The sequence below is a fragment of the Bradyrhizobium algeriense genome (assembly GCF_036924595.1).
GTDB lineage: Bacteria > Pseudomonadota > Alphaproteobacteria > Rhizobiales > Xanthobacteraceae > Bradyrhizobium > Bradyrhizobium algeriense.
This window is the reverse complement of record NZ_JAZHRV010000001.1, coordinates 5,418,852-5,436,968: the sequence shown is the minus strand read 5'-3', so window position 1 is coordinate 5,436,968 and position 18,117 is coordinate 5,418,852. Positions and strand designations below refer to the sequence as shown.

General features: G+C 62.9%; 18 protein-coding genes. 11 read left to right on the top strand and 7 right to left on the bottom strand.

The window, feature by feature from the left end; all coding sequences use genetic code 11:
- Nucleotides 1-117: 117 nt before the first annotated feature.
- Nucleotides 118-1,464 (bottom strand): lytic murein transglycosylase, encoded by a 1,347-nt coding sequence (locus tag V1286_RS26265; RefSeq protein WP_334484453.1) that lies wholly within the window; start codon nucleotides 1,462-1,464, stop codon nucleotides 118-120.
- Between the two features lie 320 nt (nucleotides 1,465-1,784).
- Between V1286_RS26265 and V1286_RS26260 the strand changes: the two genes are divergently transcribed.
- The 3 genes from V1286_RS26260 to V1286_RS26250 are packed head-to-tail and all read left to right on the top strand — an operon-like array spanning nucleotide 1,785 to nucleotide 5,428.
- Entirely contained in the window at nucleotides 1,785-2,654 is an 870-nt protein-coding gene (locus V1286_RS26260) for an FAD binding domain-containing protein (protein WP_334484452.1), read from the top strand.
- 5 nt (nucleotides 2,655-2,659) lie between these two features.
- Nucleotides 2,660-3,136: a (2Fe-2S)-binding protein gene (locus V1286_RS26255; protein ID WP_334484451.1), complete on the top strand. Its 477-nt coding sequence runs from the start codon at nucleotides 2,660-2,662 to the stop codon at nucleotides 3,134-3,136.
- Nucleotides 3,137-3,154: 18 nt separating this feature from the next.
- Nucleotides 3,155-5,428, top strand: coding sequence for a xanthine dehydrogenase family protein molybdopterin-binding subunit (locus V1286_RS26250; protein WP_334484450.1), 2,274 nt, complete (start codon nucleotides 3,155-3,157; stop codon nucleotides 5,426-5,428).
- 76 nt (nucleotides 5,429-5,504) lie between these two features.
- Here V1286_RS26250 and V1286_RS26245 read toward each other — a convergent pair whose 3' ends face one another.
- Complete coding sequence (locus tag V1286_RS26245) at nucleotides 5,505-5,837, bottom strand: hypothetical protein (protein ID WP_334484449.1); 333 nt, start codon at nucleotides 5,835-5,837, stop codon at nucleotides 5,505-5,507.
- A 193-nt stretch (nucleotides 5,838-6,030) separates the two neighbouring features.
- Between V1286_RS26245 and V1286_RS26240 the strand changes: the two genes are divergently transcribed.
- Both V1286_RS26240 and V1286_RS26235 read left to right on the top strand, forming a co-directional pair.
- Entirely contained in the window at nucleotides 6,031-6,591 is a 561-nt protein-coding gene (locus V1286_RS26240; protein ID WP_334484448.1) for a DinB family protein, read from the top strand.
- A 320-nt stretch (nucleotides 6,592-6,911) separates the two neighbouring features.
- Entirely contained in the window at nucleotides 6,912-7,325 is a 414-nt protein-coding gene (locus V1286_RS26235; RefSeq protein ID WP_334484447.1) for a VOC family protein, read from the top strand.
- A 165-nt stretch (nucleotides 7,326-7,490) separates the two neighbouring features.
- Here the strand turns inward: V1286_RS26235 and V1286_RS26230 are convergent, their stop codons facing one another.
- The 4 genes from V1286_RS26230 to V1286_RS26215 all read right to left on the bottom strand — a co-directional run bounded on the left by V1286_RS26230 (nucleotide 7,491) and on the right by V1286_RS26215 (nucleotide 11,783).
- Nucleotides 7,491-7,766, bottom strand: a complete 276-nt coding sequence (locus V1286_RS26230) for a hypothetical protein (RefSeq protein WP_334484446.1) — start codon at nucleotides 7,764-7,766, stop codon at nucleotides 7,491-7,493.
- Between the two features lie 262 nt (nucleotides 7,767-8,028).
- Nucleotides 8,029-8,256, bottom strand: a complete 228-nt coding sequence (locus V1286_RS26225) for a hypothetical protein (RefSeq protein WP_334484445.1) — start codon at nucleotides 8,254-8,256, stop codon at nucleotides 8,029-8,031.
- Nucleotides 8,257-8,820: 564 nt separating this feature from the next.
- A complete protein-coding gene (locus tag V1286_RS26220) occupies nucleotides 8,821-10,104 on the bottom strand; it encodes an IS4 family transposase (RefSeq protein WP_334489483.1) in 1,284 nt (427 codons plus the stop codon).
- Nucleotides 10,105-10,337: 233 nt separating this feature from the next.
- Nucleotides 10,338-11,783, bottom strand: a complete 1,446-nt coding sequence (locus V1286_RS26215; RefSeq protein ID WP_334484444.1) for a helix-turn-helix domain-containing protein — start codon at nucleotides 11,781-11,783, stop codon at nucleotides 10,338-10,340.
- A 221-nt stretch (nucleotides 11,784-12,004) separates the two neighbouring features.
- Between V1286_RS26215 and V1286_RS26210 the strand changes: the two genes are divergently transcribed.
- The 4 genes from V1286_RS26210 (at nucleotide 12,005) to V1286_RS26195 (ending at nucleotide 15,393) form a co-directional block, all read left to right on the top strand.
- Nucleotides 12,005-13,642, top strand: coding sequence for an isocitrate lyase (locus V1286_RS26210; RefSeq protein WP_334484443.1), 1,638 nt, complete (start codon nucleotides 12,005-12,007; stop codon nucleotides 13,640-13,642).
- Between the two features lie 19 nt (nucleotides 13,643-13,661).
- Nucleotides 13,662-13,871 carry a DUF4170 domain-containing protein gene (locus tag V1286_RS26205; protein ID WP_108522535.1) on the top strand — a complete coding sequence of 70 codons (210 nt, stop codon included), beginning with the start codon at nucleotides 13,662-13,664 and terminating at the stop codon, nucleotides 13,869-13,871.
- Between the two features lie 226 nt (nucleotides 13,872-14,097).
- Nucleotides 14,098-14,652: a hypothetical protein gene (locus V1286_RS26200; protein WP_334484442.1), complete on the top strand. Its 555-nt coding sequence runs from the start codon at nucleotides 14,098-14,100 to the stop codon at nucleotides 14,650-14,652.
- Between the two features lie 33 nt (nucleotides 14,653-14,685).
- Nucleotides 14,686-15,393: a glycine-rich domain-containing protein gene (locus tag V1286_RS26195; protein ID WP_244608626.1), complete on the top strand. Its 708-nt coding sequence runs from the start codon at nucleotides 14,686-14,688 to the stop codon at nucleotides 15,391-15,393.
- A gap of 8 nt (nucleotides 15,394-15,401) precedes the next feature.
- On the opposite strand, the gene V1286_RS26190 is transcribed toward V1286_RS26195, so the two are convergent.
- Entirely contained in the window at nucleotides 15,402-16,292 is an 891-nt protein-coding gene (locus V1286_RS26190) for a metallophosphoesterase family protein (protein ID WP_334484440.1), read from the bottom strand.
- 95 nt (nucleotides 16,293-16,387) lie between these two features.
- Here V1286_RS26190 and V1286_RS26185 point away from each other — a divergent pair, with 95 nt between their 5' ends.
- A complete protein-coding gene (locus tag V1286_RS26185) occupies nucleotides 16,388-16,873 on the top strand; it encodes an NUDIX domain-containing protein (protein ID WP_334484438.1) in 486 nt (161 codons plus the stop codon).
- Nucleotides 16,874-16,937: 64 nt separating this feature from the next.
- Complete coding sequence (locus V1286_RS26180; protein ID WP_334484436.1) at nucleotides 16,938-18,089, top strand: hypothetical protein; 1,152 nt, start codon at nucleotides 16,938-16,940, stop codon at nucleotides 18,087-18,089.
- The last annotated feature ends 28 nt before the right edge of the window (nucleotides 18,090-18,117 follow it).

The window sequence follows — 18,117 nt, the reverse complement described above, 5'->3', positions numbered from 1 at the left end:
TCCAGCGCCGGATCCATAGCCCGGATGGAGCGAAGCGCAATCCGGGAAAGTTTACCCGCGTGGCAAGGACCCCGGATTTCGCTGCGCTGCATCCGGGCTACGGTGCTACGACGGGGCCTACCGCGCCGCCGGCATCACCAAGCCGGCGGGCTGCGCCTGCACGCCGGGCCCGCGCATCCGCAGCAGCAATTCCGCCGTCGGCCAGGAATCCGCCGGCAAGCCGTATTTCACCTGCATCGCCTTCACCGCCGTGCGGCTCAACTGCCCCATCACGCCGTCGACCTTGCCGACATTGAAGCCCGCGCGCACCAAGAGCTGCTGCAGCTCCTTCAGCTCATTGAACGGCAGTTGTGCGACCGGCACGGATGGCTGCCGCATCGGCGCGGCGCCGGCGATGCGGCTCGCGAGATAGCCCGCGGTGGTCGAATAGATCAGCGAGTTGTTCCACTCGGTGTAGGCGGCGAAATTCGCGTACGCCAGGAACGCAGGCCCGGTGCGGCCCATCGGCAGCAGCAGCGAGGCCGGCATGTCGTCGTTCGGCAACGGTCGTCCATCAGGATAGGTGACGCCGAGCTGCGCGAATTTTGCGCGCGATAGTTTGATGGTCAGGTCGGCCTGTTCCCACGGAAAGTTCGCCGGCGCGCGCACTTCCTGCAGCCACGGCTCGCCGCGCCGCCACTTCAGTCCGTTGGCGATGTAGTTCGCGGTCGAGCCGATCACGTCGGGCACGCTGCGCAGCATGTTGCGGTGGCCGTCGCCGTCATAATCCACCGCATAGTTGAAGTAGTGCGTTGGCAGAAATTGCGTCTGGCCGAGTTCGCCGGCCCATGAGCCGATCATCTCAGATGCTGAGAGATCGCCGCGGTCGATGATCTTCAAGGCGGCGATGGTTTCCTTCTGGAACATCTCCGAGCGGCGGCAGTCATAGGCCAGCGACACCAGCGACGGCAGCGTGTGCAGCTTGCCCAGCTCGGCGCCAAAACTGCTCTCCAGCCCCCAGAACGCGGCGATCACCGCTGATGGTACGCCATATTCCTTCTCGGCGCGGTTGAACGCCGCCGCATGCATCCGGATTCTCGCCTGCGCATTTTTTGCCGCGCCATCGGACGCCCTGTTTCGTGCGAATTCGGTGAACACCTGGCCGAATACGCGCTGGCCGCGGTCGCGGTTGACGATGCTTTGGTCGTAGGTGAGGTAGGGTGCGGCCTCGGCAAGCGCGCGCTGCGAGACGCCCTCGGCCACGGCCTGCTGCTTGAGATCGGCGAGGAAGCGGTCGAACGGCATGCCGTTGTGACAGGCCGCCGCACGGGGCGAGCGCGCAGCGGCGGCCGGCGGCTGCTGCCCTGGTACGACAGACGGCCGGGCGGGTGCGGGCCTGACAGGAGCGGGGGCCGGTTGGGCGATGGCGAGGGATGAAAGGGACAGGGATGCCGCCGCAGCAAGCAGGAGTCTGAGATGCAGCATCAATGTCACCAGCTCGAAAGGGACCGTAGGGTGGGCAAAGCGAAGCGTGCCCACCATTTCAAAGCAACCCAGTTCAATCAACAAGCCAGTTCAATCAATATGGTGGGCACGGCGCAAGTGCGCCTTTGCCCACCCTCCCACCTCGGAGCAATCCGGCCCGCAAGCCCCGCCACGCGCATAGGAGCCTGCCGTATCAACCTGATCTCGCAGGCTGTTCCAACCGTTCATCCCCGTGTAGGCTTGGACCGCACTGCCGGGCCAACAAACATAAGGCGATCGTCCATATGGGGCGGGCAGACAAGAGGGAGATTGCGGGATCCATGACGGAACTCCGATATCTGGCGCCTGATACGCTTGACGAAGCGATTGGCGCATTTGCGAAAGCCGGCAGCGCTGCGCGCATCCTGGCCGGCGGTACCGACCTGCTGGTGCAGATGCGATCCGGCGTGCTGAGACCCGGCGTGATTGTCGACATCAAGAAAATCCCGGAGATGACCGCGATCGAGCAGACGGCCGATGGCGGCTTCCGCATCGGCGCCGCCGTCTCCGGCATGGCGCTCGCGGAACACAAGACATTCGGCAAGGCCTGGCCCGGCGTGCTCGAGGCCGTCAACCTGATCGGTTCCAAGCAGGTGCAGGGCCGCGCGTCCGCCGGCGGCAATCTCTGCAACGGTTCGCCCGCCGGCGACAGCGTGCCCGCGATGGTCGCGGCCGGCGCCGTCGTCACCGTGCAGGGCCCGGACGGCCGTCGCGAGATGAAGGTCGAGGACGTGCCCGCCGGTCCCGGGCGCACCAACTTAAAGCCCGGCGAGATTCTAGTGAGCTTCACACTACCGCCGCGTCCACCCGGCTCCAGCGATGCCTACTTGCGAATGATCCCGCGCACCGAGATGGACATCGCCGTGGTCGGCGTCGGCGTCAGCCTGACGATCAAGGACGGCACCGTCACTGCCGCGCGTGTCGGCTTGGGCGCCGTGGCACCGACCGTGCTGTTGGTCGAAGACGCCGCCGAGGCGCTGATCGGCTCAAAGCTCGACGACGCCGCGCTGGCGAAAGCCGCCGCTGCTTGTTCGGCCGCCTGCCGTCCGATCGACGACAAGCGCGGCACCATCGCCTACCGCACCAGGGTGGCCGGCGTGCTGCTCAAGCGCACCGCCGCGATTGCCGCCAAACGCGCTACAGGGAAATAAGCTTCATGGCCAAAGTTCACGTCACGACCACCATCAACGGCGAGCCGATGGAATTCCTCTGCGAGCCCGGCGACACCATGCTCGACGCCTTGCGCGGAACCTTGAATCTCACCGGCTCCAAGGAAGGCTGCGCATCCGGCGATTGCGGCGCCTGCTCGATCACGCTCGACGATCGGCTGATCTGCTCCTGCCTGATGCTCGCGGTCGAATCGCAAGATCACGAAATCCGCACCATCGAGGGCATGGCGCAGGGCGAGAAGTTGCATCCGCTGCAGCAGAAATTCCTGGAGATGGCCGCGCTCCAGTGCGGCATCTGCACATCGGGCATGCTGGTCGCCTCCGACGCGCTGCTTCGAAAGAACCCGAAGCCGAGCGAGGAAGAGGTCCGCTTCTGGCTCGCCGGCAACCTCTGCCGGTGCACCGGCTATGACAAGATCGTCCGCGCGGTGATGGAAACCGCTGCCGAAATGCGCGCGCAATAAATTGCGGGAGACAGCCCAATGAACCTCGTCACCAACAACAAGTGGATCGGCCAGCGCACCATCCGTCCCGACGGCATGGACAAGGTGACCGGCCGCGCCCAGTTCGCCGCCGACACCACCATGCCCGGCATGATCTGGGGCAAGGTTTTGCGCAGCCCGCATCCGCATGCGCGCATCAAATCGATCGACACCTCGAAAGCCGAAAAACTGCCGGGCGTAAAAGCCGTCGTCACCGCGCGCGACATCGTCGATTTCCCGATCGAGAAGGGCGCTGTCATGCTGGGCATCCAGGACATGCGCTGGATGTGCCGCAACGTGATGGCGCGCGACAAGGCGCTGTTTCCCGGGCACCCGATCGCCGCCGTCGCCGCGACCACGGAAGCGATCGCAGCCGAAGCCTGCGAGCTGATCGAGGTCGATTACGAGGTGCTGCCGTGGTCGATCGAGATCGACGACGCGATTCTGCCCGGCGCGCCGATCCTGCACGAGTTCAACAAGTTCGACGGCAAGCCGTCCAACATCGTCGGCCGCCTCGAGCACAAGAAGGGCGACATCGCGGAAGGTTTCAAGAAGGCTGACGTCGTCATCGAGCGCACCTTCACCACGCGTCCCGTTCATCAGGGCTATATCGAGCCGCATGCCTGCCTGATCTCGGTGGCGCCTGACGGCAAGACCACGATCTGGAGCTCCAGCCAGGGCCAGTTCATGGTGCGCGCGATGACGGCCTATCTCACCGGCATCCCGCAGAGCGACATCCGCGCCATTCCCGCCGAGATCGGCGGCGGTTTTGGCGGCAAGACCATCGTCTATCTCGAACCGCTCGCGACTTTGCTCGCCAAAAAATCCGGCCGCCCGGTGAAGATGGTGATGACGCGCGAGGAAGTGATGCGCGCGACCGGCCCGACATCCGGCTCGAAGAGCACCGTGAAGATCGGCGCGACCAAAGATGGAAAAATCGTCGCTGCGCACGGCACCTTCTATCTGCAGGCCGGCGCGTTCCCGGGTTCGCCGATCCGCGGCGCTGCCGGGTGCAGCTTCACGCCCTACGACATCCCGAACCTGCTCTCCGAGGGTTTTGACGTCTGCTCCAACCGCTCGAAGGTCGCGGCCTATCGCGCGCCGGGCGCGCCGATCGGCGCCTATGCGGTCGAATGCGTGATGGATGAAGTCGCCGAAGCGCTGAAGATGGACCCGCTGGACTTCCGCCTGAAGAACGCCGCGAAAGAAGGCACCAAGGCCGCGCACGGTCCGGTGTTTCCGCGCATCGGCTATATCGAGACAGTGGAAGCAGCCAAAGCCTCGCCGCACTACGCCGCGCCGCTCGGCGACGGACACGGCAAGCCGAGGGGCAGGGGCGTGGCTAGCGGCTTCTGGTTCAATGCCGGCGGCGAATCCTCCGCGCAGGTCAACATCACCGAAGATGGCAACGTCGTCGTCACCACGGGCCATCCTGACATTGGCGGGTCGCGCGCGGGCATCGCCAACATCTGCGCCGAGCTGCTCGGCATCGACTATCGCCGCGTCTCCGTCATCATCGGCGACACCCAGACGGTCGGTTTCTCCAACCTCACCGGCGGCAGCCGCGTGCTGTTCGCCTCTTCGATGGTGGTGACGCAGTCGACCGAAAAGATCATCCAGACGCTGCGCGAGCGCGCCGCAAAAATCTGGGAGATCGATCCCGAGGCGGTGAAGTGGGAGAACGGCGCCGCGCATCCGGTGAGCCCGAACGCCGGCCAGTTCGAGCCGCTGACGCTGGAGGAACTCGCCGAGAAGGCGCCCGCGATGGGCGGACCTATCGGGGCCGGCGTGCAGCTCAACACCACGGGCGCCGACGGCGGTTTCGGCACGCATGTCTGCGACGTCGAGGTCGATGTCGATCTCGGCATCGCGCGTGTCATCCGCTACACCGCCGTGCAGGATGTCGGCCGCGCCATTCACCCCGGCTATGTCGAGGGCCAGCTCCAGGGCGGCGTCGCGCAAGGCATCGGCTGGGCGCTGAACGAGGAATACATCTACACGCGGGAAGGCAAGGTCGATAATCCCGGCTTCCTCGACTATCGCATGCCGGTCTGCTCGGACCTGCCGATGATCGACTGCATCATGGTCGAGATCCCGAACCCAAAGCATCCGCAAGGCGTCAAGGGCGTCGGCGAAGTGCCGCTGGTGCCCGTGATGGCCGCGGTCGCCAACGCGATCTACAACGCGCTCGGCAAGCGCTTCTACGCCCTGCCGATGTCGCCGCCGAAGGTGCTGGAGGTGCTGGAAGCGCCGACGCGAGAGGCGGCGGAGTAGGATGAGCTTCGTAGGGTGGGTTAGCCGAAGGCGTAACCCACCTTTCTCGCCACAACGGCGGCGGATTACGCTTACGCTATTCCGCCCTACTTGCGGTCTGCAGGAGAACCGCAATCGACCAGCCGAGTAACCAGCCAATACTGAATGGCACACCTAGGAACATTGTAAGCAACGCGGCTACGAGCACAATGTTGCTGGGTGCAATCGAAGGGATGCCGAACGCGATGCCGAGTATCAACAGGTAAAGCAAGGGGCCGAACGAGAGGATCAGGTAGAGATTCTTGAGCAGGTTGCTGCGCAAAAAGACCCGGCTGAGGCACGAGATCAAAAATGCGAAAAACAACACCGCGATGCCGGGCGGAGTGGTCGCCGACATCAAAATGAGTTCGATACCTTGCAACGACTCCACGGCAAGCTCCTTGAACTATAAGAACTACGTTTAGTTGTGCTCGTTTAAGATACTGTTATGTTGCGTGAACAAATATCCCGAAGGCCTCGGTCTGGAGGTCAAGCAGCCCGGAGGAGCGGAGCGATATCCGGGACCTTCATCATCGTTTCCCGCATATCGCTGCGCTCATGCGGGCTACTGGCTGACAACGCCAATGAATGACCTGCTTCCCTACCGCACCATGGCGTACAACAACGCCTGGGCAAACCACCGGCTGCTCACCGCCTGTCTCGGGCTGTCGTCGGATGAATTCACCGCGAAGCGCACCGGCTTCTTCCCAAGCCTGCGCGCCACGCTCAACCACATCCTGATCATCGACCACTTTTACGTCGACGCGATGGAAGGCGGCACGCTCGGCCCGGCCGCCTGGGCGGACCAGGAGCCTTGCGCAACCGTTGCCGCGCTAAAGCAAGCGCAGGCCACAGTCGACGGGCGCTTGCTCAAAGTCGTCGAAGCGCTCGACAGCGCCGGATTGCAGCGCATCGTCTCCGTGCATCGCGGCACCTCCATCCAGCGCGAGCGGATGGACCGCTTGCTTCTGCATCTGTTTCAGCACCAGGTGCACCACCGCGGTCAGGCCCACGCGATGCTCAGCGGCACGTCGGTGAGCCCGCCGCAGCTCGACGAGTTTTTCTCGGCGGGTGAGGCGCCGTTGCGGGCTGCGGAGTTCGCGGAGCTGGGATGGACCGAGGAGCAGGTTTGGAGTGGTTCGTAGGCAGGCTGCCATTCTGTTCACTTGAAGATCCGCCAACCCAGCGGGATCAAGACGCAGAGCGTCAAGGTGACCCCGAGCATAAGCCGCCCAAATTTCTCCAGCGATGAAGTCTGCGAAGGGTCGCGATCCGGCTGGCGATCGATCCAGCGGCGGAAGACGGCTAGCGGCCAACCGAACAGCCAGCCAAAGATCAGGCCGAAGAGACGTACCTTCAGGCAAATCCACGGCGCAACACTCTGTTTTCAGGGGCAGCCTTTTTTGTGTACGATTAGCGTTGTGATAAGCGCGTCGTTGATAGCGGGCCAAGTGGAGGAGCAACCGTGAATAACCAAAATCCTCCGTCCACCTCACCCTTCCAATCAATCCGCGCCGTCGACTACACCGTCATCTTCGTGCGCGACATGGCGGCGATGCGCCGCTTCTATGAGGGCGTCCTGCGCTTTCCGCTGACGCGCGAGCTGTCGGCGGGATGGATCGAATATCAGATCGGCGGCAATACGCTCGCGCTGTCGCGGCCGGGCCGGACGGCGGAGGATGCGCCGACGCCCGCCGGCAGCGCTTCGCTGCAGCTCGCGTTCAAGGTCGAGGCGCCCGACGTCGACCGCTGCGCCGACGAGCTGGTGCGGCACGGTGTCGATCTGCTCGAACCGCCGACGAACCAGTCCTTCGGCCATCGCACGCTGTTCTTCAGGGATCCCGATGGAAACCTGCTGGAAGTGTATGCGGAGATCTGATGTGGACGAACCGTAGCCCGGATGGAGCCAACGGGTCGCGCGAATGCGCGCCCGATGACAGGCTCCGCGCAAATCCGGGGCAGGTCGCTCCGCGGAGATAGTCCCCGGATTTCGCTTCGTTCCATGCGGGCTACTCCAGGCGCTACCCCGCCGGCGTTGCCGAGTTCAGTTCAGCGTCAGCCACACCAGGTTGCCGTCGTGCTGACAGGTATTGCAGTGCGCCGGCTGGTTGAAGGTATTGGCGAGCTGCCATTCCTGCGCCTCGTTGCTCCACTGCGCCGTGGCGTGGCAGATGATGTCGTCGGAACCGCAGGCGGCGCAGACCGGCGTGGAACGGGCAGCCCGGTTCATGGCCTTCCGCTCGATCGGCTGCGGCCGGTCCTGAGGGACCCGGTCCTGGACGATTTCGAACGGGTTCATCAGCTTAACGCGTCGCAACATCGGGCCTGCATCCATCCGCGAGTTCTGGGAATCGCTTGCTTTCAAACTAGCGAATCGGCTTGGCCGTTCCATCGCAAAATTGCGGAATACCCACGTTTTAAATGTGATCGTCACCAGCGGGACACAGCGGCTTTCCGGTGAGAGAGGTATCTTGATGCATCGCACTGCGCCAATGACGCTGGAGACCTGTCGAAAGATCGAACCTGCGGACACGTGCACGCGAAACGGCCCGGTATCGATGCCGGGCCGTGCTGTTGGAGAATTAGTACTTCTTCGCACCCGATCCGGTGGTCGTGCCGGGTGCGCTTTCCGGTGCCCCCTTCGCGGTCGAAGCCTTGCTCTTCTTCATCTTCTGTTCCGACGTCTTCTGCATCTTCTTCTGTGCTGACGAGTACTCAGAGGAATCCGAGGATTTCATCTTGTCGCTCTGCGCAAACGCCGAGGTTGCGACCAGCAGGGCGGCGGTCGCCGCAATCAGTGGTTTCAGCATTGTCCTCTCCTTCGTGTCGTTGGACGAAATGCAACGCCCTGGATGCAGCGATGTTCCGGTTTTTCCCGATGGACCGACCCGCGATGTAATGCTGATGAACAGTCCTTCATCTTCGCGCCGAAAATTTCGTGCAGAGGTGGCGCAGGTCGCATGCCGGACTGGCGACAGCATCATCCGCCGCGTGCTTTCTAGTTTGGTGGCTTACGCTGCCGCTAACCCACCCAGCGGCCCGTTGGGCCGGGCTGCGGTGGATGCGAAAGCGCCGGACGCGCGATGCGGATCGCAGGGCGGGTTTCCCGTGAGCGATCGGCGCGCGCCAGACGAACGGCGCAGTTGCGTACGGCAAAACCGTGTGGTCCTGGCACCCGTGGCTGGTGTCAAGTCGGCGGAGGTTTGCAAAGCCCAACCGGGCGATGCGAGCCGTCAATTCGCCGGCGACGGAGGCAAGACGAATTCGTCTCCGAGGAGAGCGCGGCGGGAGCAGAATTTTGCTCGCTCATCGTTCGGTCGTTTTTCAACAATAATGGCCGCGGCGTATGGGTCCCTGCGTTCGCACTAGCGTTTCTACACATTTTCGATGGCTCTGGCAGCGACGATGATTTGGAAGCGAGCCATTCCGTTGTGAAATGTGATTGGTCCGGGTGGCCGATGCGAGGCGTAGCCGGTCCATCCGCCGAGCTTGGCGATGATCCATGCCGCCCACTGAAGCGTGTGGGGGCGATGCGGGTTCTTCTGAAGCTCGGTCCTGCCTTTCATGGTTTTGTTGATGGCGGCAAGTGCTTCGATTTCTTCGGGGGTGAAGGCGCATTTGACCGACAATTGTTCGCCACCATTGCGGGCCTGAACGAGTTGAATGACGATACATGCCGCTTTAGTAGCGATCGTCACGAGCTTGATCAGGGCCTCGGCGCTTTCGAGCTGACTGTCCTCGATTCGCAAGCCCTGGTTCTTCAACGAGCGAAAGAGCTGTTCGATGATCCAGCGCTGCTTGTACCAGGAGACGATCCGCCAAGCATCGGCCGCATTGGCGATCGAATGAGTGGTCAAGAGCAGCCAATGAACGGGCTCAGCCCCCTTCGGGGGGTGCAACTCGACGACTTCCACGAAGCTGACTTTGACGCCTTCAGGCAGTTCCTTCACGCCGGGTCGCGCCGGCCGCTTAAGCACGACGGTTCCAAAGCGCAGCGAGAGATGGGCTTGGCGACCGTGGCGATCCATCCGCTGCGGCAGATCGATCACCGCCTTGTCGCAGAAGCGAACTCGCTCCACCGCTTGATAAAGGGTTCCGCCGTCGGCCAGCGCATGATCATGCATAGCCCGCGTCAGCAGGTGGACGTTGTCGCCGGGCGTCAGCGCCCAGTGCGCAAAGAACTCCCCTTCACGGTCATTGATGACGGTGATCATGCGCGCCGCAGCCAGAACCTCGCAGCCCTGCTCAGCCGTCGTAACCCAGCGCGCCGACTCCTTGTTGGCCAACTCCCGCTCGTCGTGAGGGGTCTTAACTTTGCCCCTGCGCGTCCACACCTTGCCGCCGGTGAGACCGAGACAGGCCCCGCTGTCGGCATCGACCGCTATCATGGCATGCAGCAACACGCCGCGGGCATTGCCTTTGCCGACTTTGCCCAGTCCACGCCGACATCCCTGCCGCGTCTGAAACTTGACCTCGCTGGTGTCCTGGATCGCCAGCACATGACGCCCGCCGACCACGGTCGCCGTCTGCCTGCTCCAGCCTTCAATCAGTCGATCGGTCGTGACTTGCGGATTGTTCACGAACCGCCAGTACGCCATGTACGCGGCCCAGTCACCCTGCGCCATCCGGCGCAAGCAGACACTGCGCGTGCAAAGCATAGCCTGCACAAACGCCGCCCCCTTTTATCGAGGCGAACGTCGCCAAACTCACCCAGTGACAAATCCGGCTCGTGCTCCATCTCCGACGCTCCTTCGAATCAAAGCGTCAGAAACAGAATCATACAAACCGCAAACGCGGGATAACATCATGACCCACCGAGTCAATCTGTCGCGCCAGACGTGTAGAAACCCTAGTGCGTTCGCAGGGACGACGTGGGGAAAGAGACAGGCCCTCACAACTCCCGCGCATTCGAGAACGCGAACGACGACACCCGCCGCGTATTCTCGTCCAAAATCAGCGTCCGCGTGATCGGCGGCTCGGCGCGCTGGCTGCAGTTTTCGCGTTCGCAGAGCCGGCAGTTGACGCCGATCGGCGTGCCCTCGGCCTTCTCCAGATCCATCCCGGCGGCATAGACGAGTTTGGCCGCATGGCGGATTTCGCAACCGAGACCAATCGCAAAGCGCGGCTGCGGTTGCGGGTGCGGCGCCACGGGACGGCGCACCATTTGCGCGATCGAAAAATAGCGCGTGCCGTCGGGCAGTTCGATCACCTGCTTGAGCAGGCGGTCCGGCGTGTCGAAGGTCGAATGCACGTTCCACAGCGGGCAGGTGCCGCCGAATTTCGAGAACGGAAACGTGCCGGAAGAAAACCGTTTCGAGACATTGCCGGCATTGTCGACGCGCAACAGGAAGAACGGCACGCCGCGCGCGTTCGGCCGCTGCAGCGTGGTCAGGCGATGGCACACTTGCTCGAAGCCGGCATTGAAACGCTGCGCCAGCACATGGACGTCGTAGTTCAGGTTTTCCGCCGCGGCGTGGAACGGCTGGTAGGGCATCATCACGGCGGCGGCGAAGTAATTCGCCAGCGTAATGCGATAGAGCCTGCGCGGTGTGTCGTCGAGCGGGCCGGCGCGGTTGACGATGGCGTCGATGGCCGCGCCGCATTCGGCCAGGCCAATCTGCAGCGCAAGCTGGAACGCACGGCCCGAGCCATCGACCAGTTCGGAGATCAGCAATTGCCGGCGATGGCGGTCGAACCGCCGCAGCGTCTCGCGCATCACGTCAACCGGCATGATGCGGGTAACGATCGAGTGCTTTTCGCGCAGCCGCGCCGAAAGCGCGGCGAACAGTTCCTCGGCGGAAGCGTTGAGTTCGTCGCGCAGGTTTTCCGCGGCCTGTTCGAGTTCCGGAAAATAATTGCGGTTGGCCTCGATCAGGTCGCGGACGCGCTCGATCGGGTTGGCCTCGAAGCGGGTGCCCTCGTCGCGGTCGGCCATCTGCGCTGCGACCAGCGTCTCGCCGCGGCGGGCCTCGGTATAGGCGGCATACAGGCGCTGCAGGGAATGCGTCACACCGGGGCACAATTCGGCCAGGTCGCGCAGTTCCTGCTTCGGCAGGTCGATCTGGCGGAACAGCGGATCGGAGAAGATCTCGTTCAGTTCGGCAAAGAACCGGTCCTCGTCGGCGGTGGCGAGATCGCGCAGATCGAGGTCATAGGTCTCCGCCAGCCGGAGCAGGATCTGCGCCGTCACCGGCCGCTGGTTGCGCTCTATCAGGTTGATATAGCTCGGAGAAATGCCCAGCCCCTCGGCGATCTGGGTCTGCGACAGCCCAAGCTGCTGGCGTATGCGCCGGAAACGGGGGCCGACGAAAAGCTTCTTTCCGGAGTCGGTGGCCATGGCAGATTCCCTGACCTATTTGTGACAAAATTTACAAAGTGACATCTATGACAAGTTCATATGTTACATGACATCACCATTCAAAAGCAAGCTATCTATACGAATTGGGAAGTTTAGCGTTTAGCTCTCGGAACGTTTCGCAATGCACTGTCAAGAATGTCGATTAGAGAAGCGGCGAAGACAAGCGCTGCAGATCTGTCGTCACCGAAAGGATTACGCACATGAACTACCAGCCACGTGGGATCAGTGATCCGGCTATCCAGGGACCGGCTTCCTATCTGAGCGAGATTGGCGCTGCTGAGGCGCTCCTCAAGACCAAGCCGACCTGGGATGGCGTCACCGCCGAAGCCGTGGCGCGCATGCGTCTGCAGAACCGCTTCAAGACCGGCCTGGACGTCGCCCGGTACACCGCGGCGCTGATGCGCAGCGATATGGCCGCCTATGATGCGGACACCACAAAATACACCCAGTCGCTCGGCTGCTGGCACGGCTTCATCGCCCAGCAGAAGCTGATTTCGGTGAAGAAGCATTTCGGCACGACCGATCGCTGCTATCTGTACCTCTCCGGCTGGATGATCGCAGCACTGCGCTCCGAGTTCGGACCGCTTCCCGATCAGTCGATGCACGAGAAAACGTCTGTGCCGGCGCTGATTGAAGAGCTCTACACCTTCCTGCGTCAGGCGGACTCCCGTGAGCTCAACGACATTTTCCGTGGCCTCGACGCGGCCCGCAAGGCAGGCGACAAGGCGAAGGAAAAGGCGCTGATCGAAAAAATCGACACCTTCCAGACCCATGTCGTGCCCGTGATCGCCGATATCGATGCCGGCTTCGGCAATGCGGAGGCAACCTATCTGCTCGCAAAGAAGATGATCGAAGCAGGTGCGTGCGCCCTGCAGATCGAAAATCAGGTCTCCGACGAAAAGCAGTGCGGCCATCAGGACGGCAAGGTGACTGTGCCGCACGAAGTGTTCCTGGCGAAAATTCGTGCCTGCCGCCACGCCTTCCTCGAACTCGGCGTCGAAGACGGCATCATCGTGACCCGCACCGACTCGCTCGGCGCCGGTCTCACGCAGCAGATCGCCGTGAGCCACAAGCCGGGCGACATCGGTGACCAGTACAACAGCTTCCTGGATTGCGAAGAGGTGACGGCCGCCAACGCCAGGAATGGTGACGTCATCATCAACCGGAACGGCAAGATGATGCGTCCGAAGCGGCTTGCCAGCAACCTCTATCAATTCCGCGCCGGCACCGGCGAGGACCGCTGCGTGCTTGACTGCATCACCTCGCTGCAGAACGGCGCCGACCTGCTGTGGATCGAGACCGAGAAGCCGCATATCGAGCAGATCGCCAAGATGGTCGACCGTGTTCGCGAGGTGATCCCGAACGCGAAGCTGGCTTACAACAACTCGCCGTCGTTCAACTGGACGCTCAACTTCCGTTGGCAGGTCTACGATGCGATGAAGGAGGCCGGCAAGGATGTCAGCAAGTACAATCGCGCCGAGCTGATGAAGGCGGAATACGACGGCACGCCGCTGGCGATCGAAGCCGACGAGCGCATCCGCACCTTCCAGGCCGATTCAGCCAAGCGCGCGGGCATCTTCCACCACCTGATCACGCTGCCGACCTATCACACGGCGGCTCTGTCGACCGACAATCTCGCGAAGGAATACTTCGGCGAACAGGGTATGCTCGGGTACGTGAAGAACGTTCAACGCCAGGAAATCCGGCAGAGCATCGCCTGTGCAAAGCATCAGAACATGGCCGGCTCCGACATTGGCGATGATCACAAGGGATATTTCGCCGGCGAGGCGGCCCTGAAGGCGGGCGGCGCCCACAACACGATGAACCAGTTCGACTAACGCTGGAAGGAGACTGACAATGACCAAAGGCAGCAATTTCTGGGTGATCGGCGGTGAGTTCGGCTCGATGAACTTCCACAAGCTCGTGGAAGGCTCGGCCCAGGTTCAGGGTCCGTTCAAGACCCGCAAGGAAGCCGAGGACGCCTGGCGCGTCGTTTCGGAGGAGAACCGCCACAAGGCCGGCGTACGCTTCTCCATCGTGGAAGAGCCGTCGCGCGTCTCGGCCTAAAGCGCCTGCTGCCAACAAGATCTAGGGAAACGGCCCAAGGACAAGCGGCCCCATCCGGAAAACCGGGTGGGGCCGTTTGCGTATTCCAGGGCACCGCGGAGAGGTTCCCGCCGCACACTCAGAACCCGGTGGACCGCTAAGCTATTGCAAACAAACAGCCATTGCGCGCAACATAGTTACTGATAGGTTAACCGGGCTTACTTCCTCAGGATAAAGGCGGCAACCGATGTCAAACGCGCAAAACACCGGCAACGAAGCCCGCGACATGAGACCGACGCGGCTGCGCGATGCGCTCCGCATGGCCCGCATCGAGGCTGCCGATCGCACCGGCGTCGTGGTCGAACTGCGCGATGCCGAAGTCGCCCGGCTCGAGATCCTGAACGAGGCGCTCGATCCGCTGTTTGCCGAGGTGCCCGAGCAGATCGACCTGTTCGATCGCGGCGTCAGCCAGGGCGAGACGCCGCGGCTGTGGATCGATGTGGTGGCGCATGTGGTGATGGGGCGCGACAAGCGCATCTACCGCTTCGTGCAGGACACGCGCTTCGGCCGCATCGTGATCGCCGAGTCGCATGACGTTCCCGTCATCGTCGATGCCGTCACCGGCTATGTCGCGCGCCGCATGATCGAGCGCGAACATGCGATGATGGTAACGAAGGCGGCTGAGCCGGCCGTGGAAAAAAAGCCGCGCCGCCGCGGCTTCGGCATGTTCGTGCTCGGCTTCCTGTTGGGCGCGGTGGCGCTGTTTGGACTGGCGCTGTATGCGAGCTTGAAGAATATCTAGCCAGAGTTGGCGGCTCAGGCATTCGGGGGCATCGTGGCAGCCGCTTCATCCATACCGTTGTTCGCCCTGCTTGTCGGCGCGCTGTTCGGAACCTCCTGGCTGTACGGCAAGTGGCGCACGCTGCGCCGCGCCGAATTCATCCGCACCTTTCACTGGCCGCGCGGGCTGCTCGAGCGGCTGGAGAAGCATCATCCCGGCTTTGCGCGCAAGGACAGCGCGCTGGTCTCGCGCGGCCTCCGGCAGTTTTTCCTTGCCTATCTGATGAGCGGCAAGCGCCACGTCTCGATGCCCTCGCAAGTCGCCGACGACCTCTGGCACGAATTCATCCTGTACACGCGCGACTACGACGCGTTCTGCCGCCGCGCCTTCGGCGGCTTCCTCCACCACACCCCCGCCGTCGTCCTCAGCGAGCATCGCAAGAGCAACGAAGGCCTGCGCCGTGTCTGGTGGTATTGCTGCAAGTACGAGAACATCGATCCGGTCCGTCCGACGCGCCTGCCGCTGTTGTTTGCGCTCGACAGCAAACTCAATATTGCAAACGGGTTCGTCTATCACCCCGACTGCGAAGAGCTGCGCAAGAACGGCAGCGGTGCGGCGTATTGTGGTGGCGATTTCGCAGATACGTCGTTCGACGGTAGCTCGGACGGGTTTGGCGATACCGGCAGCGACGCAAGCGGTGATAGCGGCGGAGACGGCGGTGGTGGAGGCGACGGGGGCGGCGGCTGCGGCGGCGGGGATTGAAGATTTCGCTAGAGCAGCGTCGCCTGCTTGATCTGCTTGACGCGGAAGTCGGCGTCGATGGCGCGCACGGTCTGCACGCAGCGCCATTGGTTGCCGTCGCGCGTGATCGAAAACAGATTATACGCCGCGGCCGGATAATGCCGGTGTGCCAGCGCCGACGCCGACGGCACACCGACCGCGGGAATCTGGCGATCGGCGCCTTCGAGCCACATCGTCGAATGGATGTGATCGTGCCCGTGCAGGACCAACTCCACGCCGTGCCGCTTCAATACCGCACGGAGAGCCTTCGAATCGGTCAGCCGCTTCATCCGCGAACTCGACTGCAGGGGATGATGCACCAGCAGCACCCGGAACGCGTCATCGGCGGACATCTGCGCCAGATGGCGATCGAGCGCATCGAGCTGCGCGCGGCCGAGCCGGCCGGTTGCCATCAATGGCAGCGTCGGCACCGCCGAGGACACCCCGATCAGCGCCAGCGGGCCGCGTCGCCGCACGAATGGAAACCGCGTGTCGTCCGCCTCGGCATCACCGCGCACATATTTGTCGAACGTGCCGGCGAAATGATGCCGCGTTGCCCACACATAGGCGTCGTGATTGCCGGGCACGATGGTGACATCCTCCGGCGTGCCGACGCTTTCGAGCCAGGCCTGGGCCGGGGTGAATTCGGCCTCTAGCGCCAGGTTGACGAGATCGCCGGTCACCGCGACGTGGTCCGGCCGCTGCGCCTGCATGTCGGCGACCAGCGCGTCCAGCACCTCGCGGCGGTGATATTTATGGCGGTTGCGGGTCCAGTTGAGATAGCCCAGCGCACGCTTTCCCGCGAGATCGCGAAGCTGCGCCTTGGGCAGGGGCGGCAGATGCGGATCGGACAGATGCGCCAGCGTGAAGGTATCGGTCATCCGCGCTCCGCCGCACCCGCTGTGATATAGAGCCGTCGCACGATCATACCGGCGATATAAGGATCAAACGTGATAGCTGTCCATCCGAGGTTTGCGTGACGGCGCTGCAGCACTTGCGAAAACGTCTCGAACCGCAATTGCGGCGGGCCTTCCACCTCTATTGGCGGATGGCCCGCGGCATGACGCTCGGGGTCCGCGGCGTCGTGCTCGACGGCGACAAGGTGTTCCTGGTCAGGCACAGCTATGTCGCCGGCTGGCACCTGCCGGGCGGCGGGGTTGAGGTCGGCGAAACCTTTCTCGAAGCCCTGCGGCGGGAATTAGCGGAAGAGGGGCGGATCGAACTGACCGGGGAGCCGGTTTTACACGGCCTGTTCCTCAACGCCCACGTGTCGCGCCGCGACCATGTTGCGGTCTATATAGTCAGGCAATTCCGGCAAGACCGCTTGCCGGAGCCCAACTACGAGATCGTCGAGTGCGGGTTCTATGCGGCGGGTGCGCTGCCGGCCGAGACGACCAGGGGCACGCGCCTGCGAATCGCGGAGGTACTTGACGGCGTGGCGCCGATCGCGACGTGGCGGTGACGTCAGCCTGGTTGCTTGCCGCGCCTGCAACGAATGGAAGCGGAGAAACGGGGCGGGGTTCGACATGGGCAGGATGGGGATCCTGAAGTTGCTTTGCGCCATCGGCTTCCTGGTGGTGCTGGCCAGCAACGTCTGGAACATTTCGCGCTGGAGCGAGAGCCGCGGCGTCTATGACGACATCTGCTACTTGCGGCAGGCGCATCTGTTCGAGAGGTTCGGGCTCCGCGGCATCGATACCGACGTCACCTTCGATGACGATCATTACCTCAAGAACGGCCTGAAGGCGATCGGCTACGCGGAATGGCATGACGTGAAGCGTGCTCCCTGCCACCCCTTCATTCCGGCGGTGGACAAGCATGTGCTGCAGTATCCGCCGGGGACCGGCTTTGTCCTCTCGCTGTTTCCTGCTGGATTTCGGGTGGCCCCGCTCTACGTATTAACGTCGATCGTCGCAGTTGGTTTTTCGCTTCTCGCCATGACCTATGCGTCTACGCTTTACCGGCTGATACTGGTTGCCGCGTTCGGCGACTGCGCGATCTATCTGATGATCAATCCGACCAAGGCCAGCTATTCGATGGCGCCGACCATGATTGTATGCGCGCTGGCCGGTTTTCTAACGGCGAAGATCTTCATCGACGGGCCGCGGCGCCGGCTGGTCTTGCTGGCGCTGGTCGGGCTGCTGATCGGGCTCTCCGTCAATTTCCGCTTGCCCAACGTGTTTCTAGCGGCGGGGTACTGCCTCTACCTTGCTGGCGCCTTCGCGCTGGCGCGGAGCAGGGACACATTCCTGCAAGGACTCTTATTCGGCGTCGCGTTCGTGCTCGGAATGGCTCCGACGCTGATTGCGAATGCGATCAATGCGGGAAGTCCGTTTGCGACGACCTATGGCAGCGTCGACGCCGTGCCGCCGGAGCTGAGTACAAGTGTCCTGTTAAGCTATCTCGTTGACGTGCAGTTTACCTTGCTGGCGATATCCGCCGCATGGACTGCCTGGCTGTGGCGCTTCGATCAGGGGCGCGCCAAACGCGTTGCAATTCTGGTCGCGGCAAACATCGCCGTGAACGCGATTTTCTTCATGACCCATCCGATATTTACGCCATATTATATCATTCCGATCGACATGGTCTCGCTCTGGACTTTGCTGTTCGCAACGCTCGATCTGCGCGGCGAACGGGCCGCCGAAGGTGCGGCCTTCCCTCAACCGGCCAACGCCTGATTGCGGTATGACGCGCCATGGACGGATT